The sequence below is a fragment of the Enterococcus innesii genome (assembly GCF_022846515.1).
In the GTDB taxonomy this organism is placed as follows: Bacteria; Bacillota; Bacilli; order Lactobacillales; family Enterococcaceae; genus Enterococcus_D; species Enterococcus_D innesii.
In genome coordinates this window covers 1,159,093-1,171,932 of the sequence record NZ_AP025635.1, presented here as the reverse complement: position 1 = coordinate 1,171,932, position 12,840 = coordinate 1,159,093, and the positions used below count along the sequence as shown (strand labels likewise).

At 41.8% G+C, this 12,840-nt stretch carries 11 protein-coding genes; 10 read left to right on the top strand and 1 reads right to left on the bottom strand.

Translation table 11 applies throughout. The features are described 5' to 3' along the window. Positions 1-92: 92 nt before the first annotated feature. Genes ENLAB_RS05360 through ENLAB_RS05350 form a run of 3 tightly spaced genes read left to right on the top strand, consistent with a single transcriptional unit; the run spans position 93 to position 3,032 of the window. Positions 93-749: an SGNH/GDSL hydrolase family protein gene (locus tag ENLAB_RS05360; RefSeq protein ID WP_244352975.1), complete on the top strand. Its 657-nt coding sequence runs from the start codon at positions 93-95 to the stop codon at positions 747-749. Further along, positions 746-2,212, top strand: a complete 1,467-nt coding sequence (locus ENLAB_RS05355) for an alpha-L-fucosidase (RefSeq protein ID WP_244352973.1) — start codon at positions 746-748, stop codon at positions 2,210-2,212. The genes ENLAB_RS05360 and ENLAB_RS05355 overlap by 4 nt, the downstream gene beginning before the upstream one ends. Before the next feature lie 10 nt (positions 2,213-2,222). Continuing rightward, positions 2,223-3,032 carry an alpha/beta hydrolase gene (locus tag ENLAB_RS05350; protein ID WP_244352971.1) on the top strand — a complete coding sequence of 270 codons (810 nt, stop codon included), beginning with the start codon at positions 2,223-2,225 and terminating at the stop codon, positions 3,030-3,032. 81 nt (positions 3,033-3,113) lie between these two features. Here ENLAB_RS05350 and ENLAB_RS05345 read toward each other — a convergent pair whose 3' ends face one another. Further along, complete coding sequence (locus ENLAB_RS05345) at positions 3,114-4,331, bottom strand: amidohydrolase family protein (protein WP_244352970.1); 1,218 nt, start codon at positions 4,329-4,331, stop codon at positions 3,114-3,116. Positions 4,332-4,560: 229 nt separating this feature from the next. Here ENLAB_RS05345 and ENLAB_RS05340 point away from each other — a divergent pair, with 229 nt between their 5' ends. The 7 genes from ENLAB_RS05340 to ENLAB_RS05310 all read left to right on the top strand — a co-directional run bounded on the left by ENLAB_RS05340 (position 4,561) and on the right by ENLAB_RS05310 (position 12,838). Next, complete coding sequence (locus tag ENLAB_RS05340) at positions 4,561-4,974, top strand: RDD family protein (RefSeq protein ID WP_200125462.1); 414 nt, start codon at positions 4,561-4,563, stop codon at positions 4,972-4,974. Further along, entirely contained in the window at positions 4,952-5,245 is a 294-nt protein-coding gene (locus tag ENLAB_RS05335) for a hypothetical protein (protein WP_005234082.1), read from the top strand. Before ENLAB_RS05340 ends, ENLAB_RS05335 begins: the two co-directional genes overlap by 23 nt. A gap of 50 nt (positions 5,246-5,295) precedes the next feature. After that, the gene (locus ENLAB_RS05330) at positions 5,296-7,623 is read left to right on the top strand and encodes a glycoside hydrolase family 65 protein (protein WP_244352969.1); all 2,328 of its coding nucleotides are present in this window, start codon (positions 5,296-5,298) and stop codon (positions 7,621-7,623) included. Between the two features lie 11 nt (positions 7,624-7,634). Continuing rightward, complete coding sequence (locus ENLAB_RS05325) at positions 7,635-8,912, top strand: sugar ABC transporter substrate-binding protein (protein WP_005234084.1); 1,278 nt, start codon at positions 7,635-7,637, stop codon at positions 8,910-8,912. A 62-nt stretch (positions 8,913-8,974) separates the two neighbouring features. Beyond that, positions 8,975-9,883, top strand: a complete 909-nt coding sequence (locus ENLAB_RS05320) for a carbohydrate ABC transporter permease (RefSeq protein ID WP_244352968.1) — start codon at positions 8,975-8,977, stop codon at positions 9,881-9,883. A 5-nt stretch (positions 9,884-9,888) separates the two neighbouring features. Next, complete coding sequence (locus tag ENLAB_RS05315) at positions 9,889-10,725, top strand: carbohydrate ABC transporter permease (protein WP_016612747.1); 837 nt, start codon at positions 9,889-9,891, stop codon at positions 10,723-10,725. Beyond that, on the top strand, positions 10,712-12,838 hold the full coding sequence (locus tag ENLAB_RS05310) for a glycoside hydrolase family 65 protein (RefSeq protein WP_244352967.1): 2,127 nt from the start codon (positions 10,712-10,714) through the stop codon (positions 12,836-12,838). Before ENLAB_RS05315 ends, ENLAB_RS05310 begins: the two co-directional genes overlap by 14 nt. The last annotated feature ends 2 nt before the right edge of the window (positions 12,839-12,840 follow it).

Genomic DNA, 12,840 nt, shown 5'->3' with positions numbered 1-12,840 from the left:
AAAAGTGAGTAAACAGCGTTTGGTTAAGCAATCACTTAAGAAGATTGATCCAGCACCAGCGGATCAGTCTTCTTTCTTTAAGGAGGAAAACAATGATAGTGGATAAAAAAGATCGTCTGCTTTTTATGGGGGATTCGATCACAGATAGTAATCGAAATTATCAAGCGATACCTGCGGGATGGTCGTCATGGGGGGACGGCTATGTTCATCTGATCAACGCCTATACCACAGCATTACTCCCACAAATGGAATTAATGATCGTTAACCGAGGCATCAGTGGAGATACAGTCGTCGATTTGAAGAAGCGTTGGAAGGATGATGTATTGGCATTTCAACCAGATTGGGTAACGATCATGATCGGTGTAAATGATGTGTGGCGGCATTTTGATGGCACATTTGCTCAAACGGAACTGGTGGGGATTGAAAGATTTGAATCAGAGTTGCGTGATTTGATCGCTCAGACGTTACCGAGTGTCAAAGGAATGATTCTCTTGACCCCGTTTATGGTTGAAGCCAACAAAGAAGATCCACTAAGAAAAATGCTTACCAACTACCAACACGTGCTTGCTAAAGTATCGCAAGAGTATGGTATCCTTTTAGGAGATACGCAGGAAAAGTTTGATGATTTTTTGCTTTATCAGTCATCCTATGTCTTAAGCAGTGATCGTGTGCATCCGTCGACTGCAGGACATGTGTTGATTGCAAAAACATGGCTGGAAACAGTCGGTATTTTGGAGGAAAAACCATGATCACAGTAGAAACGATCCGCCAAGTCGCGCACCAAGGCCCCTTTTTCCCAAATTGGCAGTCATTGAGCGCTTTTGTTCTACCAGAATGGTTCCCCAAAGCAAAATTCGGGGTCTTCATTCATTGGGGATTGTATAGTGTTCCTGCATTTAATAACGAGTGGTACTCCAGAAATATGTACATCAAAGACCATCCGGAATACGATCACCATATCAACACCTACGGTCCACAAAAAAACTTTGGCTACAAAGACTTTATTCCCATGTTTACTGCAGAAAAATTCGATGCAAATGAGTGGATTCGACTGATCAAACAAGCCGGTGCCAATTATCTTTTTCCCGTTGCAGAACATCACGATGGGTTTCAGATGTACAAAAGCGAGCTGTCTGAATGGAATGCGGCAGTTATGGGACCGAAAAAAGATATTCTTGCGGAATTAAAAGAGGCAGCTGAGGAACAAGGCCTGTATTTTTGTACCTCATCTCATCGTGCCGAACATTGGTTTTTTATGGGACACGGTAAGGAATTCGACAGCGACATCAAGGAACCGTTAGAAAAAGGCGACTTTTATTGGCCTGCTATGCCAGAACCTGATAATCAAGATTTGTATAGCGAGCCATATCCATCAAAAGAGTTTTTAGATGATTGGCTACTGCGAACCTGTGAACTCGTCGACAACTATCAACCAGAGCTGCTGTATTTTGATTGGTGGATCCAACATGAAGCCTTCAAGGAGCACCTGCAAGTTTTCGCTGCTTACTATTACAATCGTGGGGCTGAATGGGGCAAAAAAGTTGGTATCTGCTACAAACACGATGCCATGATGTTTGGTAGTGGTATTGTGGAGATCGAACGGGGAAAATTTGCCGAACCACAACCTTTTTACTGGCAAACAGATACAGCGATCGCTCGTAATTCATGGTGCTATACCACAACGTTGGATTACAAACCAACGCGTGAGATTTTACAGGATTTGATCGAAGTCGTCAGTAAAAATGGCAATCTCCTTTTGAATATCGGGCCGAAAGGGGATGGTTCGATCCCAGAAAAAGATCAAACGATCTTAAAAGAAATCGGTGCGTGGCTGGATGTAAACGGTGAAGCCATTTATGAAGCGAAACCATGGCGCAAAGCTGGGGAAGGACCCACGACCGTTGTCTCAGGACAATTTCAAGAGGCACAGGCGACGACATACACGAGCCAGGATTTCCGCTTTACGGTTCAGGGGGATTCGTTGTATGCTATTGGCATGGCAAGTCCTGAGAATGGGCACGCAAGGATCCAAGCACTGGCCCAGTCTAAAGATCAAAATTTGCCAGAATTTCACGGCATCATCCAAAACGTGACGATTCTAGGACACGAAGAACAGCCTATTGATTGGCAAGTGACCGATGAAGGCTTGCAACTAACTTTTGAACCAATTGAAACCGACCAACCAATTGTCTATAAAATTACAATGAAATGAGGCGCAATCCGTGATACATGAAAAAAGAACCGCACTTTTACCAGAAAGCCAAGCCAGTTTAACCACGTATGTCATGGAAAATTCTCCTGAAATGGAACCAGATCGTGTTCGACCAGCGGTCATCGTCTGTCCTGGCGGCGGCTATGAAATGTTGTCTGATCGCGAAGCGGAACCCATCGCCATCAAAATGATGAGCTTTGGTTTCCAAGCCTTTGTGTTGCATTATAGTATCAAACCGGCTGTCTATCCGTTAGCCTTAAAGGAATTGGCGGCTGCCATTCGTCTTGTGCGCACCAATCATGAGGTCTGGCACGTCGATCCTGAAAAAATCATTGTTGCCGGTTTTTCAGCTGGTGGTCACTTAGCTGCTAATCTGGGTGTGTCTTGGCAGCAACCTTTTCTAGCAGAGGCTTTACAAGGAGCCAATGAAGAATGGCGACCTAACGGGTTACTGTTGAGTTATCCGGTCTTATCTAGTGGTGAACTTGGGCACCAAGATTCCTTCCGTTCATTATTAGCAGAACGCTATGAAACAGAAAAAGCCGCTTTGTCCTTAGAGACTTTAGTCAATGAACAGACACCGCCGACGTTTCTTTGGCATACGTTAGAAGATGGATTAGTCTTGGCGGAAAACAGCCTCCTTTTTGCCGAACAGCTGCGCAAATTTAATATACCTTATGAGCTGCACATTTTCCCTCGCGGTGGTCATGGACTAAGTTTAGGAACACCGGAAACCGCCAACGGCAATCAACACGGGATCGAAGCATCGGTTGTCCGTTGGCCAGAATTGTTTGCTGATTGGGTGAAGTGGAATTTTTGAGAAACGTTTTAAGGTCGGAAGAAATAAGCCATTGTCTGTTGAGTTCAGACAATGGCTTTTCTTTTGTTGCTATCAGATAGTTTATTCAGCTGAAAAGACAACCGTTCCTCGATAAAAACTTTTGCTGACGAAGCCTTTACGGGCAACAAATTCTGCCGTACAAGCAGCTGGTGTCAGTAAGAAATCAGCCGAATCACCAACCTTAGGCCATTGCTGCGCACCGTTTTTATCCAATGGCACTTTGCCATCCGTGACTAAACCTAATGCTTGCGTCAAGTCTTCCTGACTTTTGACGGCAAAAATCTCTAAATAGCGGGCCAGTTTTTCTTGTAAAGAACCATCTCCTAGAGAAGACCAAGAATCATAGACGTTGTCGCAACCAATATGAACAGCAACGCCATAGCTTTGCAATTCCTTAAGCGGTGGAATCGTGCCAGGGCTGATGGGAATACTTGAAATGATGTGGATCTCTAAATCTGCTAAGGCTTGAAAGACTTCTTTGCGTTCTGTGCCTTCAAAGTCATTTAGACCAAAGGCGTGACTGATCGCCACATTTCCTTGCATATTGAATTCCTTCGTCAAACGAATCATTTCTTTGACGGTCGCTCTGCCAGCTTCTTGCCGATCGTGAAGATGGAGGTCAATCCCGACATGTCCTTTTTGAGCAAGTTCAAAAGTTGTCCGTAAGGAAGCCTGGTAATCTTGATCGAGTGTATAAGGATCAACACCGCCAATAAAAGATGCTTTGCCCGTTGCTAAGGCTTCTTCAATCAAAGAAGCAGCATTTGAGCGCAATAAGCCATGTTGTGGGAATAAGACCAACTCCGAGCCAAAAGGTTGTTCGGCAACTAATTCGGTAATCGCATCAAAATAACGCAGCTGAGTCATTGGTTCAATATCAATATGTGAGCGGAACATCACCGCACCATGAGGCAGTTCTAAATCGATCAGCGCTTGTCCGCGTTCTTTGATCGATAACGGCAAGGCATCTAATTGGGGAATCTCAGTTTCAAATCGTTCCACCAAGCTAGCTGCCGGCGTTACTGGACGCCAAGGAGTACCTAATTTACTTTTGTCCAAATGACAATGTTTTTCGATCAATCCTGGCAACAATAACTGATTTCCCCCATCAATGATCGTCGCTTCGCTTGATGCCTGCCATTCGGTCATCGGCACGATCTCCGCTATTTTTCCATCATTGATCCCGATTGCTGTATTTTCTGTTTTGGTTCCATAAGACCAATCGCCTTCTTTTAAATAACTCGTCTCAAGTTGTACATTTGTAAGCCATAAATCCAAGAAATCGCCTTCTTTCGTATTTGCTTCATGGTATCACAAGTAAAGCTGGTTCCCAACCAAATCGCTTGCAAAAAAACAGACAATCTAAAACGTTTTAGTGTTTACGCGATTTTCCATTAGAAAATCGGAAAAAATAAAAATTATTTTTTATGAAAACGCTTGAATAGAGAAAAGATGTCTGGTAATATGTGGATGTAACGAAAAGGTTTTCGAAAAGAGGGGGACAAATATGCTGTTACTAAGATTGCTAGCATTTTTGATTGATTGCATGATCATTTTTTTACCAAGTACCATGCTTAGCTATCTCCTAATGGTACCTGCTGGAGTAACGATTGTCTTGCCACAACTTCTCTTTGTGGTCTACAACATGATTTGTTTGAGTAGTTTTGAGGGGAAAACGATTGGCAAACATTTTGCGAAACTCGTTGTTTTTACGAATCAACGTAATATATTAACTGTAGGAATGAGGGAAGTAGCAAAATTGCTCTACTTTTTACCAATGATCGGTTGGTTGTTTTTCACTGGTTCTTTCTTCCTCTATCTAGGTACGAAAAAAACGTTACACGACATTTTAGGACAAAGTGTAGTGGGGTTCAATAAGAAACAGGGGAATGATCAGTATGAACGAAACCTCCTTCGATGAGTTGTTAACAGGGAATCCTTTATTGGAGATCAATACACAAGCGCTACTTTTGCTAGTTATTTTTGCTTGGGCTAGTGCTAGTCTTATTGCTTGGAAGTGGCGAAACGAATACCAAGCCGCAAAAATAATTAGAGATTATGCTTACTATGCGCCACTCCACTTGATCGTAGGATGGGTGTTTCTTAACGCAGCAATTGTCCTAGTAATTGGTAGTTATTTCATGGGCTTGATTGTACTTTTGTTTCGGTCCAATAACTATTTTTATAAATAAAAAATTTTTGAAAGAAACTAAAACGTTTTCTGAAGAAATAGGAGGAAGAAATGGAGACAGCGATGCAGTATTTAAAAGAAGACCCTTGGAAAATTACGGAAAAGACCTTTGATACAAAATGGTTAGGCAAAGCAGAAGCCATCATGTGTTTGGGCAACGGGTATCTGGGGATGCGCTCTGTGACAGAAGAGAAATATGTTGGCGAAACGCGTAATCTTTTTGTTGCAGGAACCTTTAATAAATTCGACGAAAATGAAGTGACTGAGCTTCCTAATGTGCCGGATATGATTGGAATGGAGCTCCTTTTTGATGGCGAACGATTAGATTTATCAAAAGGCAAATATTCAAACTATTCACGTGTCTTAAATTTGAGAACTGGGGAACTCACGCGCTCCTTTCAATGGAAACATGGTCAGATTAATGTCGAACTGACCTTTAAGCGATGTGTTTCCTTTGCCCAAAAGCATGTGTTTGCGCAACAAGTGCTGGTCGAAAATTTAGGAAAAGAAGTCACGTTGGAAATTATTTCTGGTATTGACGGACAAAAGACAAATAGCGGCTCGCAGCATTTTACTGAAGGTGACAAATCATTAACAGAAAATCGTTTCTTACAAATGATGCCAAAGACCACTCAATCTAAGATCGCCTTTGTTCTTTCGACAGTACATAATCTAGAAAAAACAGAAGATTGCTATGATGGAACGAAGAAGCGGATCGAGATGGGAAGACGGAAAATCTACAATCGTTACTGGCAAACCTTGGCACCTAATGAGACGTTGAAGCTTGAGAAGTTTTCTTCTGTTTATACCACGATCGATAAAGAGCATTTAGGAAAGACACCACAAGATTTGAAGAAGATTGCCCTTGAAGAGCTGAAAGAGATTCGCAAAAACGGCTATCAGGAATTAGCAAAAGCTTCAGCAGCGGCATGGGACAAAGAAGTCTGGTCCGTCTTTCCAATCAAAATCAAGACAGAGAACACACTAGATCAATTAGCGATTCATTTTGCAAAATATCATCTTCATGTGATGACACCAGCCCATGACGAACGCATGAACATAGGTGCCAAAGGCCTTTCTGGGGAAGGGTACAAAGGACATACCTTTTGGGATACAGAGATTTTTATGCTGCCATATTTTACCTTCACACACCCAGAAATCGCCAAAAAATTAGTGACTTATCGCTATTTAGGTTTGGCTGGTGCCCATAAAAAAGCTACTGAGAACGGCTATCAAGGCGCCCAATTTCCGTGGGAAGCTGCTTGGCCTGAAGATGGTGAGACTACGCCAGTTTGGGGCGCTGCGGATATCCTTACGGGCTTACCAACGAAAATTTGGTCAGGATTTATTGAACAGCATATTACCAGTGATGTCACCTACGGCATCAAACAATTTATTGATGTAACGAATGATCAACAATTTGCATGGGAAAAAGGTTATGAAGTGATTTTTGATACGGCGATCTTCTGGGCGAGTCGTTTAGAGTGGTCCGAAGAAAACCAGCGCTTTGAAATTTTAGACGTAGTCGGACCAGATGAATATAAGGAGCATGTCGATAACAATGCTTTCACGAATCATACTGCGCACTGGAACATTCAATTAGCTATTTCATTGTATGAAGAGTTGAAAAAGAACCAGCCAGAACAATTTGCGAAACTAGCTGAAAAATTACCATTAAATGAAGCTTATCAAGAATGGCAAACAAAAGTAGCTGCTATTTATTTACCGCAACCGAATGAAGCGGGAATCATCCCGCAAGATGATACCTATTTGACGAAAAAAGAGATCGATCTCACGAAATATAAAAATGATTCGCAGGTAGGCACACTGTTCCATGAGTATAACTTAGAACAAGTCAACGAGATGCAAGTTTCGAAACAAGCGGATGTTCTTTTGCTCTTGTTCTTATTTGAGAACCTTTTTTCAAAAGAAGAGAAACGGTTGAATTGGGATTACTATGAGCCGAAAACGTTGCATGATTCTTCCTTATCCTTATCGACACATGCCATCCTCGCTGCTGATTTAGGGGAAATAGCACTTTCTTATGATCTGTTTCAACAAGCAATCAACATTGATATGGGAGAAAATATGCTGTCTTCCAATGAAGGGATCCATGCAGCATCACTCGGTGGAATTTGGCAAATGACGGTCTTCGGCTATGGTGGTGTCCGTTGTTTAGACGGCCAGTTACGAATTGAACCACATTTACCAAAGGCTTGGGAAGCACTTGAATTTGGTATTATGTGGCACCAACAGCCATTAAAGATTGAGGTCACACAGGAAGGTTTTACGGTCACCAACCATGGGGAGCAAGCGATTGAGTTTATCGCTTTTGATAAGGTTTATCTGCTTGAAGAACAAATCAAAATCACTTTTTAGGGGGAAATAAAATGACTGGATGGAAAAAAGTAGTAGGAACAGGGCTTCTATTGTCTGGAGCAGTGGTGCTGGCAGCTTGTGGGGGAAACGAAGACACCAGTAGTTCGACAGATCAGACGGATTTCACAGGGGATTCGTTAACGATCGGTGTTTGGGGTGGCAACGAGGCAGAAGAAAAATCGTTGGATGAGATGATCCAATCTTTTGAAGAAGCAACGGGTGCAACAGTTGAAAAGAAAGTATATACCGATTATAATACCCAAATTCAAGCTGACATGGCTGGTAGAACGGCACCAGATGTCTTTTACGTGGATGCCTATATGTTCCCATGGTTCTCAGAGAATGGCACACTTGCAGAGCTGGATCCGGCTAATTTTGAAAGTGAGCAGTTTTATGATAGCTTGATCGATGCTTTTACGACTTCGGATGGACAACTGCAGGCTGTTCCCAAAGATATGTCAACTTTAGCACTCTATTTCAATACAGCGATTTTTGAAGAAGCGGGTGTGTCGATCGATGAAGTGCCAGACACACTTGAAGCGTATGTTGAGTGGCTGCCGTCGTTCCAAGAAAAAATCAATGAGGCGTATGGTGACGGAAATGTTTTTGCCATGAGCTATAACCAAGATATGGCTCGCAACTATCATCTTGCAACGCGGGAAAATGCTCAACCAATCAATGAAGATGGGACGGCTAATTTGGCTGATCCAGCAGTAGTTGATAATCTTTCGATTTTAAAAGAGTTGGTCGATACGAAAGCAGCTGTTACACCGCAAGATATCGGAACAGGTTGGAATGGCGAAGCTTTTGGATCTGGAAAAATTGCGATCATGGATGAAGGAAACTGGGTGTATGAGACACTTAAGACAGAATTTCCTGATATTCCTTTTGTTGTAAAAGAAATGCCAACGTATAAAGGAACGGAAGGGTCAATGATGTTTTCTGTCGGTTGGGGAAAATATGTTGGGACTGAAAAAAGTGCCTTGGCAGATAAATGGATTCAACACGCTACTGGTCAAAGCGGTATGCAAGCATGGGTTGAAGGAACCGGGACATTACCTAGTCGTCAAGATGTAGCAGATGCAGCTAAAATCACAGAAAACAGTGACTTGAATGTTCACCTAGAGGCTTGGGATTATGCAACGATTTGGCAAAAGGGCACCACTTTAGATACGATCAACAAAGCCTATCAAAACTTTTTACCGAATGCTTTAAATGGAAACATGACCTTTGAAGAAGCAATGGAAGCTGCTGATGAACAAGCGAACGCAGATATTACAGCAAACTAGTCTGAATTTGAACGAGGGAGAGGAACTCCTCTCTCTTTTCTTTTGGGAAAGGTGACAACATGATGGAACGAAAAAAAACTAACCATACAAAAAGCCAATGGCAAGAAATCCGACAAGCGTGGCTCTTTCTGGCTCCAGCAATCATTGTCGTAGGAATCTTTTTCGTCTTAGCTGTTCTCTTTGCTTTTTATCTATCTTTCAACGACGTCAATTTGTTTACCAATACATTTTCTTTTAAAGGGATAGAAAACTATTTACGTATCTTCACCGATCAAAAAGCGCGAATCGCTCTTAGAAATACGGCCACGTTTGCCTTGGTCGTCGTTCCGTTACAAACGATTTTTGCTTTGATTATCGCGTATATTTTAAGCAGCAAAGGAATCAAGGGGAAGAAACTGTTTCGGATGGTTTATTTTTTGCCAACTTTAACTTCTAGTTCAGCATTGACGATCATCTTTATGTTTATTTTTAATATTTACGGTCCAGTCAATGACTTATTTATGAATTTAGGATTTTACTCAGAACCAATCAATTTTTTACAAGAACCGGCCTATGCGTTGAAAGTGATTATGGTAATGAATATCTGGTCGACCGTGCCTTATTATATGACGATCTATTTGGCTTCTTTAGTTGATCTGCCTCATTCTTTGTACGAAGCAGCAGAGATCGATGGTGCGACAACCGTGGATAAATTACGGTATATCACGATTCCTTATCTACGCCCAATCACTACCTATGTACTGCTGACGGGGATCATTGGTACCTTTCAGATGTTTGACCAGGCGTATATCTTCTCGAACGGATCAGGGGGACCCAACAATTCGACTCTGACCTTGTCACTAATGATTTACCAATACGCTTTTGGACAAATGAACACGATGGGGTATGCGGCAGCATTAGCGATCGTTTTAGCAATTATTATCTTTATCACGTCACTTTTAGCAGAAAAATTGAACAAAGAAAGAGGGTAACGTCCGTGAGAGGAAAAGAGAAAACAAAAATTTTAAAGATCTTGCTCTATACGATCTTGATTCTTTATGCAGTACTGACCTTTTATCCTTTTGTCTGGGCAATTGCTGCATCTTTCAAACCCTATAGAGAAATTGTTTCTGGGGATATGAGTTTGATCCCCAATGAGTTTACTTTAGACAATTTTCGATATGTCTTGGGGCGCTCTTCTTTGTTTATGCGTTGGTTTCTAAACTCCGTGATTATATCCGTTATTGGAACGACCATCAATATTTTATTAAATACGATGGCAGGTTATGCCTTAGCAAGATTAAATTTTCCGGGGCGTGAACGAATTTACTATGGTTTTTTGGCATTGATGATGGTGCCAGCTCAGGTTTTGTTGATTCCAAATTACTTAATCTTGATGAATCTAGGAATGTTAGATAGTTTTTCAGCGTTGATTTTACCAGCTGCGATCAACATCGGGAATATCTTTATGATGCGCCAATTCTTTTTATCTTTTCCAAAAGATGTGGAAGAAGCTGCGGCAATCGATGGTCTCGGCAGATTTCAAACATTCTTTCGTATCGTGATGCCATTAGCAAAACCATCCATCGCAACCCAAGCTGTCTTTATTTTTATGGGCTTTTGGAATGAATTCATGAAACCAATGCTCTATTTGACCACGCCAAGTAAATATACTTTGACTCTAGGGTTGCAGACTTTCCAAAGTCGAAATGGTGGTGTACGATGGGATCAGACGATGGCGGCAAGTGTGATCACGATCATTCCCATTGTGATCATTTACTTGCTGTTCAACAAATATTTCTTACAAGGAGTGCGAATGGATGGCGAAAAATGATTCATTTAAAGTAAGTGCAGAGGAACTTTCTCATCAAACACCTGAGTACCTAGAAACATTGTTTGCAGTTGGCAATGGTCAAATTGGCGTGCGGTCAGGGCATCCTTTAAAAGTTAATGAGCTTTACGGGGGAAATCCGGGCTCCTTTGTTAATGGCTTTTTTGATAGTGAGCCGATTCAATACGGTGAATGGGCATACGGCTATGCCAAAGAGCATCAGACGATCATCAAGCTGCCGAATCTAAGAGGCGTACGTTTACAGATTGGTGACGAGGACTCTAGTGCTTCAGAATGGCAAGTAAAGCCTATACAAATGACTTTGGATTTGGAAAAAGGCGTGTTGGATGAATCCTATAAAGTAGTAACGCCACTAGGTAAAACTTTTGAATTGGTGATGCAGTCGTTTGCCTCTGTGACACGAAGTGAACTCTACGTCTGTCAGTATCAAATTAAGAACACCAATTTCTCAGAGCCAATTTCCATGACACATCCTTTAGAACAAAAAGCAGCAATTGTTCAAACAGATGATCCTCGGGTTGCCAGTAAAGCACATCACTTACGAAAAGCTGATTATCAGGATTATGCGATTTGGACTGCTGAAAATAGTCAACGAAGTATAGCAATTCGAGTGATCAATGGCGAAAAGCAATTACAAGCAGAGGAAACGCTTACGACGGTTTTCCAAATGAAACTACTTGAAGATAATCAAAATCACGAAACACCTTTTAACCAAGAGTTAGCCGATTTTGAAGTTCTCTTGCAAGAGCAGCAACAAAGTTATCAGCAATTTTGGGCGGCAAGTGATATCCAAATCGAAGGAGATCCAGTTCTTCAAAAAGGCATTCGGTTCAATTTGTTTCATTTGAATCAAGGTGCGGGGCGAGACGGCAGAACAAATTTCGCAGCCAAAGGATTGACTGGCGAGGGATATGAAGGGCATTACTTTTGGGATACGGAAATGTATCTGTTGCCATTTTTTATTTTCACGAACCCTGAAATAGCCAAAGCATTGCTTTCCTATCGCGGGAAGATCTTGCCGCAAGCCAAACAACGGGCGCAGGAGCTAAGTCAAGAGGGTGCTTTGTTTGCTTGGCGAACAATTGATGGAAATGAGACGAGTGCTTATTATCCAGCGGGAACTGCCCAAGTCCATATCAATGCGGATATCGTTTATGCATTCCAATTGTATGAACGAGTGACTGGAGACCAGGCATTCATCGAAACGGTTGGCAGTGAAGTTGTTTTTGAAACAGCAAAATTCTGGTTGAGTTATGGCGATCTGGTAGAAAAAGACGGCAAGCTTGCTTTTTGTATCAATGGAGTGACCGGACCTGACGAATACAGCGCCCTTGTTAACAATAATTTTTATACGAATAAGATGGTTCAAAACAATCTTTACTACGCAATTGAGTTAGCACAGCGATTTGGAAAATACCAAGAATCAATTAGTGCTTGGCAGCAGGCAGCCGATTTAATGTATTTTGGCTACGATGAACAGCGAGGCATTACGAAACAAGATGATGGATTCTTAGAACAAGCAGTCTGGCCGTTTGAAACTACACCGGCTGAAAAGTATCCTCTCCTGTTACATTATCATCCAATGGTCATCTACAAACATCAGGTCTGTAAACAAGCCGATACGGTTTTGGCCCAAATGCTTTATACAGGAGATTTCAGTCTTGAGCAATTAAAAAAAGATTATGATTATTACGAGCAAGTAACGACGCATGATTCTTCCTTATCTCGTTCTATTTTCAGCGTGATGGCGAGTCGAATTGGGGACTCTGAGAAGGCGTATCGTTATTTCATGGATACGGCTTTGATGGATTTAACGGATTTACAAAAAAATGTTGTCGATGGCATTCACGCAGCAAATATGGGGGGAAGCTGGCTGAGCTTGATTTACGGATTTGCTGGTTTGTATTACGATCAAGGGTTGCGATTAGCGAATCACTTGCCACAGAAAATAAAAGAACTAAAATTTACGCTCTTTTATCAAGGAGAACCTGTTAAAATCAATTTAAAGGATCAACGTATTGACTGTCAGTTAGCGGAGGAAACACGATTGATCGCTACGAAGACTGATGGTGGTATCTGGATAAAGGAGAGATAGCA